The sequence below is a fragment of the Streptomyces achromogenes genome (assembly GCF_030816715.1).
Taxonomy (GTDB): Bacteria; Actinomycetota; Actinomycetes; order Streptomycetales; family Streptomycetaceae; genus Streptomyces; species Streptomyces achromogenes_A.
On sequence record NZ_JAUSYH010000001.1, the window covers coordinates 5,812,453 to 5,828,520 of the forward strand.

Here is a 16,068-nt window from a genome sequence, read left to right on the forward strand (position 1 = left end):
GGACCGGGCTGGGTGGCCCGGGGTACGGGGTCCGGGGCGCCGGTGTGCGGAGTGCGGGACGTCGCGAAGACCGTCGTACCCGTGCACCGGCGTGTCCGGCGTCGGTGCGTCCGGCGTCGCGTCCGCCGCCGCCGGCCGGGGGGTCCCCGGCGGTGCGGCGGGTCGTCGGCGTTGCCGGGAACGGGCGCTCCGGGGGCGTCAGGGCCGCTCGGGGACCACCGTCGCGACGATGTGGTCGATCAACCCCTCCGGCACCGAAACCCCGGGCAGGACGCCCTCCAGGACGGCCGGCAGGGTGAGGTGTTCCAGGAGCAGGCCGAGCATCGCGAGGTAGAGCACCACCACGGTCTCGTCGCCGCCGGGCAAACCGGACGCACGGTGGAAGTCCAGCCCCTCCTGGAGGTCGCCGCGCACCGACGTGGTGAAGGAGGACCGCAGTTCAGGACGCCGGGTCGCTTCGAGGCGCATCTCCAGCAGGGCGAGGTAGCCCGTCCGGTCACGGGTCGCGCGGGCCATCAGGTCGTGCATGAACGCGGCGACCAGCGAGCGGTCGCGCGGCTGTGCCATCAGCCCGCCGAACACCTCGGGGTCGGGCGCCAGCCTGACGTGCAGCCGGGCGTCGATCTGCCGGAGCAGGTCGTCCCGCCCGGTGAAGTAGTTGGAGGCGGTGCCCGTCGGCACGCCCGCCGCCGAGTCCACCGCACGGAAGGTCAGTCCCCTCGCCCCCTCGCGGGCGAGCACCTCGACCCCGGCGTCGACCAGAGCCGCCCGGCGCTCCGGATTTCCGGCCATGCGGAACCCTCTCTCTCACTTGCCGCGGTCCGCGAACCGGATCACGCAATCCCTTGCAACCACTACATCTGAAGTACTACAACTGGAGTGGTTCGAAAACAGCCTACGGAAAGAGCCCTCACTTGCGAAAGCTCACCTATTACATCGCCTGCTCCGTCGACGGCTTCATCGGAGACGTCACGGGCGACGCCTCGGCGATGCTCCCCTACGTCGACGAGGAGTTCCTGGACTTCCTGAAGTCCGAGTATCCGGAGACCGTGCCGACCCGCGGCCGGCGCGCCTGCGGCTTCGACGACCTGGAGAACAAGCGGTTCGACACGGTCATCCAGGGCCGGCTCAGCTACGACCTGGCCTTGAAGGACGGCGATGTCAGCCCGTACGCCCACCTGCGCCAGTACGTCGCCTCCCGCACCCTCGCCGCATCGCCGAGCCCGGAGGTCGAGATCGTCGGGGAGGGACTGCTCGACACGGTGCGTGAGCTGAAGGCGCAGGAGGGCGGACTCGACATCTACCTGTGCGGCGGCTCCCGCCTGGCGGGGGAGCTGTTCGACGAGATCGACCAACTGGTGATCAAGACCTACCCGATCGTCTACGGCACCGGCATGCCGATGTTCGCCGCCGACTGCGACGTCGCCGGCTTCGCTCTCGGCGAGGTGCGCTCCTTCGGCAACGGCGCGGTGGTGCGCACCTACGACCGCGCACGCTGACCCACCGGTGCACGCGGGGAGCGCTCGCGCCCGGGCCGCCCTACCCTGAGGTCATGGACAGGGAACAACGTGTGTGTCCCGCCTGTGGACAGCCCGTGCAGTCCGTCGTCCGGCGACACAAGACGCTGGGGGCGTGGGTGCCGCGCTGGACGGCGGGACCGTGCCACAACCAGGAGTGCGAGGCGTACGCGGATGCGGCCGCCGAGCCCGACCAGAAGCCCGAGGCCCCCGCCGCCCCCGCCTCGTGACACCGGCCTCGTGACACCGGCCTCGTGACACCGGCGTCCTGGCGCCGGGCCGTCGGGAGATCAGGAGGCCGTCCGCGGCAGGCCGCCCGTCTCCGGGTCGCGTCCGGTCAGGCAGTAGAGGCCGCCGGCCGGGTCGCGCATCACCGTCCAGTGCGGCTCGCGGGCGACCAGGAGCGCGCCGAGCCGTTCGTGGCGGACGCGTACCGCCTCGACGTCCGTCCCGCACGCCAGGTCGAGATGGGCCGAGGCCTGATCCGCGCCGTCGGGGCGCTCCTCGTCGAGCCGCTGGAGCAGTATGCGGATCGGCAGCCCGGCCGGCTGTTCGACCACGTGGAACTCGGACCGCGAGCCCGGCCGGGACGACCAGTCGGGCAACAGGGCGCTCCAGAAGGCTGCTTCGGCTTCGAACACGGACGGCGCGAGATCCAGGCACACCTGGTCCAGCCGGCTGCCCGCCACCACGGGCGGCCGCTCGGTCTCCCCCTGCCACGGCACCGCGCAGAACGACAGCCCGCCGGGGGAGCGCAGCACGGACCATCCCTCGTGCGCGGCGGCCGTCCCCGCTCCGAGCCGCGACGCCTCGGCCACGAAGGCGGGCACGTCCTCGACGGCGAGGTCGAGGTGTGCGCCGCCGTGGCCGGCCGTGACCCCCTGGACCTTCACACAGGCGTCCGTGCCGGCCCGCGGCAGCAGCGTGACGAACTCACCCTCGTCGCCGCGCGGTGCGGACAGTTCGGTGTCCGTGACCGCGGTCCAGAACGCGCACGCCCGCTCGAAGAGGTGGGCGGGCCGGTCGACGAAGGCGTAGGTCCAGCGGACGGCAGGGGAGGGGCGGGCGGCACGGGTGCTCATGGGCCGATCGTAGAGGCGGCGGCCGGAGCGGGCCTTTCACGTGCTGGAACGTCCGGCGCCGTCCTTGCGCTCCATGAACCGCAGCAGGTTCCCGGCCGGGTCGCGGAACGCGCAGTCGCGCACCCCGTACGGCTGGTCGGTCGGCTCCTGGAGCACCTCGACGCCGGCCTCCCGCACGCGCGCGTGCAGCGCGTCGCAGTCGGCGGTGGAGAAGATGACCCCGCGCAGCATGCCCTTGGCGAGCAGCCGGGCCAGCGCGTCCTTGTCGGCGGGAGAGGCGTCGGGGTCGGCGCCCGGCGGTTCCAGCACGATGCTGACGTCCGGCTGGAGCGGTGAGCCGAGGGTCACCCAGCGCATCCCCTCGAAGCCGACGTCGCCTCGGACCTCCAGTCCGAGGACGTCACGGTAGAAGTACACGGCCTTGTCGTGGTCGTCCACGGCGATGAAGCACTGGTGCAGCAGCAGGTCCATGGTGTCCAGCCTTACGGGCGTAGAGGAGGTCCGGAGCGTCGCGGGCGGGTGAACTTGCGGGCCACGCACGGCGGGATCACCGCGCTCGGCTCGTGCGACCGCGCCCGGTACGCGCTCGGGGTCTCGCCGACCAGTTCGGTGAACCGGGCGCTGAACGAGCCGAGCGAGGCGCAGCCGACGGCCATGCACACCTCGGTCACGGTGAGGTCGCCCCGGCGCAGCAGGGCCTTGGCGCGCTCGACCCTGCGGGTCATCAGATAGCTGTAGGGCGTCTCCCCGTAGGCCTCGCGGAAACTGCGCTGGAAGTGGCCGCAGGACATCAGCGCGGTGCGCGCGAGCGCGGCGACGTCGAGCGGTTCGGCGTACTCACGGTCCATGCGGTCCCGTGCCTGCCGCAGTCTGACCAGGTCCTCCCGTTTCACCCTGCCAGCATGGCACGGTGACGCGCCCGGAGGTCACCTGATTCCGCCGCCCGACCGGGCGACGGCCGTCCGGGGTGCGGCGGGGCGTCGGCGGGCGCATGGTGAACGCATGGCTGGTCACCTCGCTGTCCACCCGTGGGCGCGAGGTCCGAGACCGGGAGGTAGTGGGCATGGCGATACCGCCCCCGCAGTCCGAACTGGCCGATTTGCGCGTCGACTACAGCGACCACGACGAACCCGTTCTCATCCGGCCCGACGGGACCCCGGTCGACACCTGGCGCGAGAACTACCCGTACGCGCAGCGCATGGAGCGCAGGGAGTACGACTGGCACAAGCGGCTCCAGCAGATCGAGTTGCTGAAACTGCAGAGCTGGATCAAGGACACCGGACGCAGGCTCGTCATCGTCTTCGAGGGCCGCGACGCGGCCGGCAAGGGCGGCACCATCAAGCGGTTCACGGAGCACCTCAACCCGCGGGGCGCCCGGGTGGTCGCGCTGGAGAAGCCGACCGAGCGGGAGCGGGGGCAGTGGTACTTCCAGCGGTACGTCGAGCAGTTGCCGACGGCGGGCGAGATCGTGCTCTTCGACCGGTCCTGGTACAACCGGGCCGGGGTCGAACGGGTCATGGGCTTCTGCACCGACGACGAGTACCGGCGCTTCGCCCGCCAGGCGCCGATGTTCGAGCGGATGCTCGTGGACGACGGCGTCGACCTGGTGAAGCTCTGGTTCTCGGTGTCGCAGAGCGAGCAGCGCACCCGCTTCACGATCCGCCGGATCGACCCCGTGCGGCAGTGGAAGCTGAGCCCGATGGACGTCGCCTCGCTGGACCGCTGGGACGACTACACCGCGGCCAAGGTCGCCATGTTCCGCGACACGGACACGGCGCACGCGCCCTGGACCGTGGTCAAGAGCAACGACAAGAAGCGGGCCCGGGTGGAGGCCATGCGCAGCGTGCTCGCCCGGTTCGCCTACGCCGACAAGGACGAGGAGGTCGTCGGCACCCCGGACCCGCGCATCGTGGGCGCCGCGGCGGGGCTGCTGGAGGCGGGCGAGGCCGACACGACGGACCCGGACCGGCCGCGCTGGCGCGAGGCGTGACCGGCGGGCGTCATTGCCGGGCGGGGACACCCGCGCGGCGCCGGAGAACGTGACCGAACCGTCCGCCGCGCAGCACGGCCGCACCCCGCGCCCGCACGACACCGCGACCGGCACCGCGCCCGCACGACACCGCACCCGGACCGCGGACGGACGCCGAGGTTACGGCGGCCTGCGGGCCGGGTGCGGGGAGAGTGACACTGCGGCCGAAAGAAACGCAGGTCAGTGGGTGCGGCGAAGAAGGTCAGGCCTTCTTCGTCTCCCAGAAGATCTTGTCGATCTGGGCGATGAGCTCCAGGGCCTTCTCGCCGGTCTTGGGGTCCGTCGAGGCCTTGGCGGCCGACAGGGCCTTCAGGGTGTCGTTGACCAGCTGGTGCAGCTCCGGGTACTTCTCGAAGTGCGGGGGCTTGAAGTAGTCGCTCCACAGCACGGAGACGTGGTGCTTCGCGAGCTCTGCGCGCTGCTCCTTGATGACGGTGGCGCGCGCCTGGAAGTGCGGGTCGTCGTTGGCGGCCATCTTCTCCTGCACGGCCTTCACCGACTCCGCCTCGATGCGGGCCTGGGCCGGGTCGTACACGCCGCAGGGCAGGTCGCAGTGCGCGCTGACCTTGACCTTGGGGGCAAACAGGCGGGAAAGCATGGAGCGTTCCTTCCTCGTGATCGTCTTCTCAGGTGGGACATTACTCCCTGCGGGAGGGCTTTTCGCGGGTGCCCCCTTGGGCTTAGGGCAAAAGTCCGGGGTCAGACTGAGACTGGTGGAGGAGCGGACCGGGGAGGTGGCGGGCATGCCGGAACCGTCGCAGGAGACCGAGCGGAGGAGGGCGGCCGCGCCCTTCGGGCTGGCCGAGGTGACCGGTCCGTCCATGGTGCCCACGCTCCACCACGGGGATCAGCTGGTGGTGCAGTACGGCGCCCGGGTACGGCCGGGCGACGTGGTGGTGCTGCGGCATCCCTTCCAGCAGGACCTGCTGGTCGTCAAACGGGCCGCGGAGCGCCGCGAGGGCGGGTGGTGGGTGCTCGGCGACAACGCCTTCGCGGGCGGCGACAGCACGGACTACGGCACGGTGCCCGACGAGCTGGTCCTCGGCAGGGTGCGGCTGCGCTACCGCCCGCGGCGGCGGGATCAGCGCTCGCCGCTGGCGGTGCTGCGCTGGGCGCTGTCGGCCGCCAGGCCGGTGCGGGGCTTCGGTTCTGTCTCCAGGCGCTTGCGGGCGCGGTAGGCGGCCACGTTGGCGCGGGTGGCGCAGCGGTCGGAGCAGTAGCGCCGGGAGCGGTTGGTCGACGTGTCGAGGTAGGCGTTGCGGCACGGGCTCGCCTCGCACAGGCCGAGCCGGTCCACGCCGTGCTCGGTCAGGTGGAAGGCCAGGCCCATGGCCGCGATGGCCGCGTATCCCGCCGTCGCGTTCGAGGGGTGGTCGGCCAGGTGCATGTGCCACAGCGGCCGGCCGTCGTCGTCGCGGACGTCGTGGCCGGAGATCTGCGGGTTCACCGGGAACTCCAGCAGAAGGGAGTTCAGCAGGTCCACCGCGAGGGTCTCGTCGCCGTCGTCGGCCGCCTCGAAGACCGCGCGCAGCCGGCCGCGGACCGAGCGGAACCGGGTGACGTCCGCGTCGGTGGCGCGGCGGGCGGCCGACCGGCTGGCGCCGAAGAGCGCGCGGACGGCCTCCACCGAGGTCAGCGCGTCCTTGCCCCGGGCCGGGTCCTCGCTGTTGACGAGACGCACGGCGTAATCCGAGTAGTGGGCAAGTTCCACTTGTAGTCCTTACCGGGGGTTCGACGGTCGTTGACCCGGCCGCGTAACGGCTGAGGATGCTCCCAGGGTATTACGCCCGCGGGACGGGGGCGTCGGCTACGTCACGGTCCGCCTGCACGACAAGGCCAAGGTCGCCGGCCCCGCCTCGTGCGCCGACGGCTACTTCACGAAGTCGGAGAAGGACTGCACCAGCGAGAAGGTGCCCGGCGCCGGTCTGCTGTCGATCTGGAAGGTATCGGGTTCGAAGGCCGACAAGGAGTCGGACAGCTGGTTGGAGGCCCGGCTGGTAAGGGACGACGGCACGCTGCTGCTCGTACAGGACTGGATGGGCACCCAGCGTGGCCCCGGCAAGGAGGGGCCGCCGCTGAAGACCTACCCGCTGACGAAGGCCCAGCTGAGGCAACTGGCGCTGAATCCCGCACTGTTGCCCTGAGCGCACACGGACGAAGGGGCGGTACGGAGGATCCCGTACCGCCCCTTCCGCGCGTGCCGTACCGCTACAGCACCTTGGACAGGAACGCCTGCGTCCGCTCGTGCTGCGGGTTGGTCAGGACGTCGCGCGGGTTGCCCGACTCGACGACCACACCGCCGTCCATGAAGACCAGGCTGTCGCCGACCTCGCGGGCGAAGCCCATCTCGTGCGTGACGACGACCATCGTCATGCCGGACTCGGCGAGGTCGCGCATGACGTCGAGGACGTCGCCGACCAGCTCCGGGTCGAGCGCCGAGGTCGGCTCGTCGAACAGCATCAGCTTCGGGTCCATGGCGAGGGCGCGGGCGATCGCCACGCGCTGCTGCTGACCGCCGGAGAGCTGCGCGGGGTAGCTCCCGGCCTTGTCGGCGAGGCCGACCCGGTCCAGGAGTTCCCTCGCCCGCTCCTTGGCCTGAGCCTTGCTGAGGCCCTTGACCTGGACCGGGGCCTCGATCACGTTCTCCGCCGCCGTCATGTGCGGGAACAGGTTGAACCGCTGGAACACCATGCCGATGTCCCGGCGCTTCAGCGCGACCTCGCTGTCCTTGAGCTCGTACAGCTTGTCGCCCTTCTGGCGGTAGCCCACCAGGTCCCCGTCGACGTACAGCCGGCCGGCGTTGATCTTCTCGAGGTGGTTGATGCACCTCAGGAACGTCGACTTGCCGGAGCCGGACGGGCCGATGAGGCAGAACACCTCGCCGTTCTTGACCTCCAGGTCGATGCCCTTGAGGACCTCGACCGCGCCGAAGGACTTGTGGACGCCCTCGGACTTCACCATCGCGGTCATGCCGCACCCCTTTCGCGGCCGATCGAGAACAGGTTCGCCCGGATCCTCTGGAAGACCGTGGGCGGCAGGCTACGGCTCGAACCGCGGGCGTAGTAGCGCTCCAGGTAGTACTGGAAGACGCTGAAGACGCTGGTCATGACCAGGTACCAGATGGAGGCGACGAACAGCAGCTCCATCACGGCGAACGACGAGGAACCGATCACCGACGTCGAGCGCAGCAGCTCGTTGTACGTCACCACGTACACCAGCGACGAGGTCTTCAGCATGTTGATGAACTCGTTGCCGGTCGGCGGCACGATGACCCGCATCGCCTGCGGGATGACGATGCGGCGCAGCGTCTTGCCGTGGCTCATGCCGAGCGCGTGGGCCGCCTCGGTCTGGCCCTCGTCGACGGCCAGCAGGCCGGCCCGGCAGATCTCGGCCATGTACGCGGCCTCGTTCAGACCCAGGCCGAGCAGGGCGCACATGAACGGCGTCATGACGTCCGTCATCTCGTCCTTGTAGATCGGACCGAGGTTCAGCATCGGGAAGATCAGCGCCAGGTTGAACCACATCAGCAGCTGCACGTACACCGGGGTGCCCCGGAAGAACCAGATGTACAGCCAGGCGACCGTGCTGGTCACCGGGTTCTTCGACAGCCGCATCACGGCCAGGACGACGCCCAGGACGACGCCCAGCACCATGGACAGGATGCTGATCAGCAGGGTGCGCCCGGCGCCCGCGATCACGGTCGAGTCGAACAGCTGGTCGCCGACCGTGTCCCACTGGATGTCGCCGTGGGCGAAGGCGTTGACCAGCAGTGCGAGCAGCGCGATGACGACGACGGCGCTGACCCAGCGGCCGTAGTGGCGCACCGGGATCGCCTTGATGGCCTCCGGCGGCCCGGAGAACGCCGCGTCCTTGGCGACCGGCGGGGTGTCCTCGGGTGGTGCGCCCGCGGAGGACTTGTCGAGCTTGTCAGTCATGGGGACTGCCCTTCGAAGACTTCAGGAGGTGCGGGGTGATCACTTGCCGCCGTTGACCGCGGCAGCCTTGATCGCGCCGCTCTCGGCGCCCCACTTCTCCAGCACCTTCTGGTAGGAGCCGTCCTTGATGATCGCGTCGACGGCCTCCTTGAGGGCGTCGCGCAGCTGGGTGTTCTTCTTGTCGACGACGATGCCGAACGGGGCGGCCTCGTACTGCTCGTCGAGCACCTCGAAGGTGTTGCCGTTGCCCGCCTTGCGGGCCATGTCCACGGCGACCGGGTAGTCGTTGACGCCGGCCACGGCGCCGCCGGACTTCACGCGGGTCTGGGCCTCGGTGTCGTTCTCGAAGGACTCGATCTTGAGGGCCTTCTTGCCGCCGTCCGTGCACTTCTTGGACTGCGCCTTCAGGGCTTCCTCGTAGGTGGTGCCCCGCTGCACCGCGACCGTCTGACCGCACAGGTCGTCCATGGTCTTGACGCCCTTGGGGTTGCCCTTCTTGACGTAGATGGCGGTGCCCGCGGTGAAGTAGTCGACGAAGTCGACGCCCTCGCCCAGCTTCTTGCCCTTGTCGTCCAGGCCCTCCTGGCGCTGCTTGTTGTCCGTGATGGACGACATGGCGACGTTGTAGCGGCCGGTGTTGACCGCGGTGATCAGGGTGTCGAAGCCGCCCGAGGTGAACTGGAAGTCGACGCCGAGCTGCTTGCCGAGCGCGGCGGCGATGTCCGGGTCGACGCCCACGATCTTGCCGCCCTCGACGGACTCCATGGGGGCGTACTCGGCGTTGGTGCCGACCTTGATGACACCCGACTTCTGGATCTCGGCCGGGAGCTTCGAGAAGAGCGGGGCCTTGTTGGAGCCGCTGGACGACTCGGAGGAGCTTCCGCCGCCCTCGGTCTGGTCCCCGCAGGCGGTGAGCAGCAGGGCGCCCGCGACCGCGAGGGATCCGACCGCTGCCAGGCGGGTGCGCGCGGCGGTCGTGGTTCGGGTGGAGCGTGCGGTCATGGTGGGTTCCTCCGGCGGATGGATGGAGATGCCGATGGGGCGACACAGCCGAGGGGCCGACCATGCCGTTGGGTCGACGAGAACACACACCTTCGGGTGTCGCGACCTCGTGTGATGACGGCATCTTGCCATTCGGACGACGCCATTCAGGGGGGCAGCCATGTCAAAATCGGATAACGGGCGACCCCCGAACCCCATCAGTCCGGTACATCACGACCGGACGGAGCCGGACCATCTGCGGGAATCCCCCGTTCCGGCCGAAAAATCTCCGGTTCCTGTCGCAGGGCGATCACCGCGGTGCGACGCGTCCCGCGACGTGCTTTCTTGTCAAGGCATTGTCAAGAGGACTCACGGAGCCTGGTGCGTCCCCCCGCATGAGTCATCTCACTCGTGGCGACCTCTGTCGAAGGTCCACACACCGAGCGATGTGACCTTGCACCGAATGGACTCGTCGGCTGTGGTCCCCGTCCGGTAAGAAGGTTCTTCACACCCCTCATCCGGGGCTCAGGGCGCGTGTGCGGCGCGCCCGACGCGCAGACGCCCGTACGCATCACCTCGGCTCTGCGCGATGCCCGCCCACTTCTCAATCAGGAGTGGCCACCCTCAAACCATGCAGACCTAAGGGGTAAGACACAGTGGCAGCGGAGATCGTCAATCCTCGCAGCGAGAGCGCCGACGGAACGGGCCAGGAGGGCGGTGCGGAGCCCCTCGACTCGTTCGACCCGGTGTTCGCGCTGCACCGAGGTGGAAAGATGGCCGTGCAGGCCACCGTCCCGATCCGCGACAAGGACGACCTGTCCCTCGCCTACACGCCCGGCGTCGCTCGCGTGTGCACCGCGATCGCGGAACAGCCGGACCTGGTGAACGACTACACGTGGAAGTCGTCCGTCGTCGCGGTCGTGACCGACGGCACGGCCGTGCTCGGGCTCGGAGACATCGGCCCGGAGGCCTCCCTCCCGGTCATGGAAGGCAAGGCGATCCTGTTCAAGCAGTTCGGCGGTGTCGACGCGGTTCCGATCGCGCTCGCCTGCACGGACGTGGACGAGATCGTCGAGACGGTGGTGCGCCTCGCGCCCTCGTTCGGCGGAGTCAACCTGGAGGACATCTCCGCGCCGCGCTGCTTCGAGATCGAGCGCCGGCTCCAGGAAGAGCTCGACATCCCGATCTTCCACGACGACCAGCACGGCACGGCGATCGTGACGCTGGCGGCGCTGCGCAACGCGGCGCGGCTGAGCGGGCGCGGCATCGGCGAGCTGCGGGCGGTCATCTCGGGCGCCGGGGCGGCAGGCGTCGCCATCGCCAGGATGCTCATCGAGGCGGGCATCGGGGACGTCGCGGTCGCCGACCGCAAGGGCATCGTCTCGGCGGACCGGAGCGACCTGACCGACGTCAAGCGCGAGCTGGCCGGGTTCACCAACAAGGCCGGGCTGAGCGGTTCGCTCGAGCACGCGCTGGCCGGCGCCGACGTGTTCATCGGCGTCTCCGGCGGGACGGTCCCGGAGGAGGCGGTGGCCTCGATGGCGAAGGGCGCGTTCGTCTTCGCCATGGCCAACCCGAACCCCGAGGTGCACCCGGACGTCGCCCACAAGTACGCGGCCGTCGTCGCGACCGGGCGGTCGGACTTCCCGAACCAGATCAACAACGTGCTGGCGTTCCCGGGGATCTTCGCCGGCGCGCTGCAGGTGCGGGCGTCGCGGATCACCGAGGGCATGAAGCTGGCGGCGGCCGAGGCGCTGGCGGGAGTCGTCGGTGACGATCTCGCGGCGGACTACGTGATTCCGTCGCCGTTCGACGAGCGGGTCGCTCCCGCGGTGACCGCGGCGGTTGCCGCGGCTGCTCGGGCCGAAGGGGTTGCCCGTCGCTGACGTGCGCCTCCGAATGGTCCCGTCCGGGAGGGCGGGGCCATTTCTTTGCCCACCGCCCGCCCGTTCGGGTGACGACGAGGGCGCCGTCCCCGGGGCTGCCGCCCCTGGACCCCCGCTTCGGCCCTGAACGGGCCTCGTCCTGAATCTCCCCCGGAGGGGGTGCCCCCGGACGGGCTGGAATCGCTGACCGATGCTCGGTCGGTACTGCCGGACAGGCTGGGAAGGCCGGTCGGGGCCGCGGGGTGGGAGCGCAAGAGGGTATGTCTCACAGTGCCGTCCGGTTTCGCCGGCCGCCGCCGGACCCTAGGGTCGGTGGCATGTTCGCCGTCTACGCCGCCCGCATCGACCGTGACCAGCCGCTTTCCGGACTGGAGTTGGGGGAGCGTCCGGCCCCCGAGGCCCGGCCCGGCTGGAGCACCGTCGATGTCAGGGCCGCTTCCCTCAACCACCACGATCTCTGGTCGCTCAAGGGCGTCGGCCTCCCGGAGGGCCGGCTGCCGATGATCCTCGGCTGCGACGCCGCGGGCGTCGACGAGGACGGCAACGAGGTCGTCCTGCACTCCGTCATCGGGCAGACGGGGCACGGCGTCGGGCCCGACGAGCCGCGCTCGATCCTCACCGAGCGGTACCAGGGCACCTTCGCCGAGCAGGTCGCCGTGCCGACCTGGAACATCCTGCCCAAGCCGAAGGAGCTCTCCTTCGCGGAGGCCGCCTGTCTGCCCACGGCCTGGCTGACGGCGTACCGGATGCTCTTCACCAACGCCGGCGTGCGCCCCGGCGACTCCGTTCTCGTGCAGGGCGCCGGCGGCGGTGTCGCCACGGCGGCCATCGTGCTGGGCCGGGCGGCCGGGCTGCGGGTCTTCGCCACCAGCAGGGACGAGGCCAAGCGTAAGCGGGCCCTGGAGCTGGGCGCCGTCGAGGCGGTGGAGCCGGGTGCGCGCCTGCCGCAGCGGGTGGACGCCGTCATCGAGACCGTCGGTGCGGCGACCTGGTCACATTCGGTGAAGTCCCTGCGGCCCGGCGGCACGCTCGTCATCTCGGGCGCCACGAGCGGCGACCGTCCCTCGCACGCCGAGCTGACCCGGATCTTCTTCCTCGAGCTGAAGGTCGTCGGCTCCACGATGGGCTCGAAGGACGAGCTGGAGGACCTGCTGTCCTTCTGCGCCGCCACCGGCGTCCGCCCCGTCATCGACGAGACGCTGCCGCTCGACCGGGCCCGTGAGGGGTTCGAACGGCTCGCGTCCGGCGACCTGTTCGGCAAGATCGTGCTCACCAACGGCTGAGCGGTCGACCGCGGGTTGCGGGCGGGGTCATGGCGGGTCCGGGGAACCCGGGCCCGCCTTTCGCCTACCGGTTGTGTCAATCTTGGTTGACATCGATACGGCTGTCAACGTAGGTTGACATGCATGACCGAAGCAACGGATCTCGCCGAGCGCGCCGGCGACCGTGACCCACGGGTCGGACTGCGCGCCGTAGCGGCACTGCGCCGACTGCTGGAGCAGTTGGAGGCGGTGCAGGTGCGCAGTGCGCGCAACCAGGGCTGGTCGTGGCAGGAGATCGCCGCGGAGCTCGGTGTCAGCAGGCAGGCCGTGCACAAGAAGTACGGGAGGCAGTGATGTTCGAGCGATTCACCAAGGACGCCCGTGCGGTGGTCGAGGGCGCCGCGGGACACGCCGAGCGGGAGGGCGCGACACGGGTCGAGGAGACGCACGTCCTGCTGTCCCTGCTCGACCGCGAGGGCAGTCGCGGTTCCTTCGCGCTGGCCTCGCTCGGTCTGCCGCCCGGCGGTCGGGCGGGGCTGGTGCGGGACCTGGACGAGACGCGCCGCCGCGGCGGACTCTCCCGGGCCGACGCGGACGCCCTGTCCGGGCTGGGCATCGACCTGGCGGAGATCGTGTCCCGGGTCGAGGAGACGCACGGCGAAGGCGCGCTGGCCGCGGCCGGCCGGGGCGGCCTCTTCGGCGGACGGTCCGGGCGGCGGCCGTTCGGCCGCGGCGCCAAGGACCTGCTCACCGGGACCCTGCGGGTGGCCGTCGCCCACGGCGAACGGCACATCGGCGACGAGCATCTGCTGCTGGCCCTGACCGCCCGTCGCGGGTGTCCCCTCGGAGATCCTCGCCGACCACGGCGTCACGCACGCGTCCCTGACCCGGGTGCTCTACGGCGACCGGGGGCGGGGAGACGACTCCGGTGCCGGGGCAGGCGCCGGGGCCGAGGGCGGCTGAGGTCACCGGCCCCCGCCGGCCGTGAGCGTCACGTCTTGGGGGCCCGCAGTATCAGCCCGATGCGGGCCGCCGCCGTGGACAGGTGGCGGCGCGCCTCGCGGAGCTGGTCCGCGGTGACGCCGTGGTCGCGGGCCGCGTCCCGGATGTCGTCCCGGAAGCGGTCCAGGAGGCGGTCCAGGTCGCGGGCCGGGTCGCGGGTCGGGTCGCCGCCGGTGTCCTCGTGGGCCCAGACCGGCTCGTACGCGGCGGGGAAGTCCTCCGGGGCGCCGGAGCAGTCCGGTGTGGGGAAGTTTTCCGGGGTGCCCGAGCGGTCCTGGGCGGGGGAGTGGTCCGGGGCGCCGGGGTGTTCCGGACGCCCGGTCGTCTTCCGGTCCGTCATGCCTCCGGCGCCTCCGGTGCGGCCGAAGCCGAAGTCCCTGCCGTACTCCCTGCCGACGTCCTTGCCGAACTCCTTGGCCAGTTCGGTCAGGCCCTCGCGGACGCCCGTCGGCCAGTCGCCCCGGGCGAAGTGGTCCTGGACCTGTTCCTGCACACGGCGGGCGATGCGCTGCACCTCTTCCTGGGCCTGGCTGCGGGCGTTCTCCTGCGCCTCCTTGGCCTGGCGGCGGGCCCGCTGGGCCTCGTCGCGGGCGCGGCGGCTCTCGTCCTTCGCCCGGCGCGCCTGTTCCTTCCACTCCTGCTTGACGCGGCGCATCTCCTCCTTGGCGGCACGCCACGCCTCCCCGTCGCCGTACTCGCCGCTCTCGCCATGGGTTTCCTGGGTTCCGTGGTCGCCGTGGTCCGCCGCCTTCGGGCTGCCCGCGCCCCGGCGGGCCTCGGAGGCCGCCGCCCGCATCTCGCGGCGCAGATCGCCCGCCGCCCCGCGCACGTCGGCCCGGATCTCGGCGGCCAGTTCGGCGACCGACTCGCGGATCTCCAGCTCCAGGTCGGCCAGTTCGCCGCTGCGGTCCGCGAGTTCGGCACGGCCCGCGTCGGTGATCGCGTACACCTTGCGGCCGCCCTCGGTGGTGTGGGTGACCAGGCCCTCGGCCTCCAGTTTGGCCAGCCGCGGGTACACCGTGCCCGCCGAGGGCGCGTAGAGGCCCTGGAAGCGTTCCTCGAGGAGGCGGATCACCTCGTAGCCGTGGCGCGGCGCCTCGTCCAGCAGCTTCAGCAGGTAGAGGCGGAGACGGCCGTGGGCGAAGACGGGAGGCATGTCAGAACACCTTCTTGTCGGTCGTGCTGTCGGCCGGATCGCTCGAGGAGCTCTCGCCGCCCGGGCCGGAAACGGCATTGTCCCCCGGGTCGGCGGACGCGCCGGCGTGCTCCCGCGGCCCCCGGTCCGGCCTCGGCGTCTCCGCCCTCCGCGTCTCCGCGCGCCCGTCCTCCCGCGGGTCCGCCGTCCCCTGCCCCGCGGCGTCCATCGCGTCCACTGTGTCCACTGCGGCTGCCGCGTCCGTCCCGTCTGGCGCGTCCTCCGTCGGGGGCCTTCGGAGCAGGGCGATCGAGCCGGAGATCGTGGTCGCCCTGAGCTTGCCGTTGCCGGCGCCCAGTCGGCCCGTGATGCGCTTGGCGCCCCACTGGCCGCTGACCCGCAGATCCTCGAAGGCGTTGGAGACCGAGCCGCTCGCGGTGTTCGCCTCCACCTGCGCGTCGGCCGGATGGGGCAGCCTGATGGCGATTTCGCCCGAGACGCTGGTCAGGTCGATCCGCGTGGGACGGCTCGCGGGGTCCAGGTCGACGATCATCGACCCGCTCACGGAGTCGGCTTTCACGGAGGAGCCGGCCTCGACCACGGTCAGGTCCCCGGAGACGGAGTTGAAGCGCAGGTCGCCGGTGAGGGCCTGCGCCTCGACGCTGCCCGAGACGGTGTCGGCGCGCACCGGGCCGGCGAGACCGACCAGGGTGGTGTCCCCGTTGACGCCCTTCACCTCGGCGTGGCCGTCGATGCCGGAGACCACCGCGGCGGCGCTCACCACGCCCACCTCCACCCGGGTGCCGGCCGGCACGGCGAGCGACACGACGGCCCTGCGCCGCCAGCCCTTGCGGTCCAGCCACTTGAGGAAGCCCTTCCAGGGCAGGTCCTCGTAGGCCACGGTCAGGGTCCCGTCGCGGTGGCTGACCACCAGCGGCGGGCCGTCGACCTCGGAGACCTCCAGGCGGGCGGGGCCTTCGTCGGTGCCCACCACGTTCACGGTGCCCTCGACGATGCGCACGTGCAGTTCGCTCACGGGCTCGTCGAACGAGAGTTTCCTCGGTTCGGCGACGGACCACTCGGACATGGTGCGGACCTCCTTGAACGGCACGGGACGTGACGCTTCGGCGACGCGCCATATCGCGTCTGCCGTAAAACACGATATATCGCGGTCGCGGAAAGTCAAGAAAGGAAAAAAAGGGGCGTCCGAGACGCCCCTTCCCACGCGGCGGCCGCCGG

General features: G+C 71.0%; 19 protein-coding genes and 1 pseudogene. 9 read left to right on the forward strand and 11 right to left on the reverse strand.

Annotated elements, in window-relative coordinates:
- Positions 1 to 198: 198 nt before the first annotated feature.
- Complete coding sequence (locus tag QF032_RS26275) at positions 199 to 792, reverse strand: TetR/AcrR family transcriptional regulator (RefSeq protein WP_306949345.1); 594 nt, start codon at positions 790 to 792, stop codon at positions 199 to 201.
- 122 nt (positions 793 to 914) lie between these two features.
- On the opposite strand from QF032_RS26275, the gene QF032_RS26280 reads away from it, so the two are divergent.
- Entirely contained in the window at positions 915 to 1,499 is a 585-nt protein-coding gene (locus QF032_RS26280; protein WP_307045818.1) for a dihydrofolate reductase family protein, read from the forward strand.
- 53 nt (positions 1,500 to 1,552) lie between these two features.
- Positions 1,553 to 1,747 (forward strand): hypothetical protein, encoded by a 195-nt coding sequence (locus QF032_RS26285; protein ID WP_307045819.1) that lies wholly within the window; start codon positions 1,553 to 1,555, stop codon positions 1,745 to 1,747.
- 60 nt (positions 1,748 to 1,807) lie between these two features.
- On the opposite strand, the gene QF032_RS26290 is transcribed toward QF032_RS26285, so the two are convergent.
- Genes QF032_RS26290 through QF032_RS26300 form a run of 3 tightly spaced genes read right to left on the reverse strand, consistent with a single transcriptional unit; the run spans position 1,808 to position 3,492 of the window.
- Positions 1,808 to 2,599 carry a VOC family protein gene (locus QF032_RS26290; protein ID WP_307057714.1) on the reverse strand — a complete coding sequence of 264 codons (792 nt, stop codon included), beginning with the start codon at positions 2,597 to 2,599 and terminating at the stop codon, positions 1,808 to 1,810.
- A gap of 36 nt (positions 2,600 to 2,635) precedes the next feature.
- The gene (locus tag QF032_RS26295; RefSeq protein ID WP_306949341.1) at positions 2,636 to 3,070 is read right to left on the reverse strand and encodes a VOC family protein; all 435 of its coding nucleotides are present in this window, start codon (positions 3,068 to 3,070) and stop codon (positions 2,636 to 2,638) included.
- Between the two features lie 11 nt (positions 3,071 to 3,081).
- Positions 3,082 to 3,492: a helix-turn-helix transcriptional regulator gene (locus QF032_RS26300; RefSeq protein ID WP_306949340.1), complete on the reverse strand. Its 411-nt coding sequence runs from the start codon at positions 3,490 to 3,492 to the stop codon at positions 3,082 to 3,084.
- A 170-nt stretch (positions 3,493 to 3,662) separates the two neighbouring features.
- Between QF032_RS26300 and ppk2 the strand changes: the two genes are divergently transcribed.
- A complete protein-coding gene (gene ppk2 / locus QF032_RS26305) occupies positions 3,663 to 4,589 on the forward strand; it encodes a polyphosphate kinase 2 (protein ID WP_307045825.1) in 927 nt (308 codons plus the stop codon).
- Positions 4,590 to 4,830: 241 nt separating this feature from the next.
- On the opposite strand, the gene sodN is transcribed toward ppk2, so the two are convergent.
- Positions 4,831 to 5,226 (reverse strand): superoxide dismutase, Ni, encoded by a 396-nt coding sequence (gene sodN, locus QF032_RS26310; protein ID WP_057584215.1) that lies wholly within the window; start codon positions 5,224 to 5,226, stop codon positions 4,831 to 4,833.
- A 145-nt stretch (positions 5,227 to 5,371) separates the two neighbouring features.
- On the opposite strand from sodN, the gene sodX reads away from it, so the two are divergent.
- Positions 5,372 to 5,806 carry a nickel-type superoxide dismutase maturation protease gene (sodX, locus tag QF032_RS26315; protein WP_307045827.1) on the forward strand — a complete coding sequence of 145 codons (435 nt, stop codon included), beginning with the start codon at positions 5,372 to 5,374 and terminating at the stop codon, positions 5,804 to 5,806.
- On the opposite strand, the gene QF032_RS26320 is transcribed toward sodX, so the two are convergent.
- A complete protein-coding gene (locus tag QF032_RS26320) occupies positions 5,710 to 6,339 on the reverse strand; it encodes a CGNR zinc finger domain-containing protein (protein WP_306949337.1) in 630 nt (209 codons plus the stop codon). The genes sodX and QF032_RS26320 overlap by 97 nt on opposite strands.
- Before the next feature lie 199 nt (positions 6,340 to 6,538).
- On the opposite strand from QF032_RS26320, the gene QF032_RS26325 reads away from it, so the two are divergent.
- Complete coding sequence (locus QF032_RS26325) at positions 6,539 to 6,772, forward strand: hypothetical protein (RefSeq protein WP_307057716.1); 234 nt, start codon at positions 6,539 to 6,541, stop codon at positions 6,770 to 6,772.
- A 64-nt stretch (positions 6,773 to 6,836) separates the two neighbouring features.
- Here the strand turns inward: QF032_RS26325 and QF032_RS26330 are convergent, their stop codons facing one another.
- The 3 genes from QF032_RS26330 to QF032_RS26340 are packed head-to-tail and all read right to left on the reverse strand — an operon-like array spanning position 6,837 to position 9,565.
- A complete protein-coding gene (locus tag QF032_RS26330; protein ID WP_306949334.1) occupies positions 6,837 to 7,598 on the reverse strand; it encodes an amino acid ABC transporter ATP-binding protein in 762 nt (253 codons plus the stop codon).
- Entirely contained in the window at positions 7,595 to 8,563 is a 969-nt protein-coding gene (locus QF032_RS26335) for an amino acid ABC transporter permease (RefSeq protein WP_306949333.1), read from the reverse strand. Before QF032_RS26335 ends, QF032_RS26330 begins: the two co-directional genes overlap by 4 nt.
- Positions 8,564 to 8,602: 39 nt before the next feature.
- Positions 8,603 to 9,565 (reverse strand): ABC transporter substrate-binding protein, encoded by a 963-nt coding sequence (locus tag QF032_RS26340; RefSeq protein WP_307045833.1) that lies wholly within the window; start codon positions 9,563 to 9,565, stop codon positions 8,603 to 8,605.
- A 635-nt stretch (positions 9,566 to 10,200) separates the two neighbouring features.
- Here QF032_RS26340 and QF032_RS26345 point away from each other — a divergent pair.
- The 4 genes and pseudogenes from QF032_RS26345 (at position 10,201) to QF032_RS26360 (ending at position 13,655) form a co-directional block, all read left to right on the forward strand.
- Positions 10,201 to 11,430, forward strand: coding sequence for an NAD(P)-dependent malic enzyme (locus QF032_RS26345; RefSeq protein WP_307045835.1), 1,230 nt, complete (start codon positions 10,201 to 10,203; stop codon positions 11,428 to 11,430).
- 317 nt (positions 11,431 to 11,747) lie between these two features.
- The gene (locus QF032_RS26350) at positions 11,748 to 12,713 is read left to right on the forward strand and encodes a zinc-binding dehydrogenase (protein ID WP_306949331.1); all 966 of its coding nucleotides are present in this window, start codon (positions 11,748 to 11,750) and stop codon (positions 12,711 to 12,713) included.
- Positions 12,714 to 12,836: 123 nt separating this feature from the next.
- Entirely contained in the window at positions 12,837 to 13,046 is a 210-nt protein-coding gene (locus tag QF032_RS26355) for a helix-turn-helix domain-containing protein (protein ID WP_018571396.1), read from the forward strand.
- A pseudogene (locus QF032_RS26360) lies at positions 13,046 to 13,655 on the forward strand (Clp protease N-terminal domain-containing protein). The gene QF032_RS26355 and the pseudogene QF032_RS26360 overlap by 1 nt, the downstream one beginning before the upstream one ends.
- Positions 13,656 to 13,683: 28 nt before the next feature.
- Here the strand turns inward: QF032_RS26360 and QF032_RS26365 are convergent.
- Together QF032_RS26365 and QF032_RS26370 are read right to left on the reverse strand one after the other, a co-directional pair.
- Positions 13,684 to 14,850: a PadR family transcriptional regulator gene (locus QF032_RS26365; RefSeq protein WP_307057718.1), complete on the reverse strand. Its 1,167-nt coding sequence runs from the start codon at positions 14,848 to 14,850 to the stop codon at positions 13,684 to 13,686.
- 1 nt (position 14,851) lies between these two features.
- The gene (locus QF032_RS26370; RefSeq protein WP_307045841.1) at positions 14,852 to 15,916 is read right to left on the reverse strand and encodes a DUF4097 family beta strand repeat-containing protein; all 1,065 of its coding nucleotides are present in this window, start codon (positions 15,914 to 15,916) and stop codon (positions 14,852 to 14,854) included.
- Positions 15,917 to 16,068 lie beyond the last annotated feature (152 nt).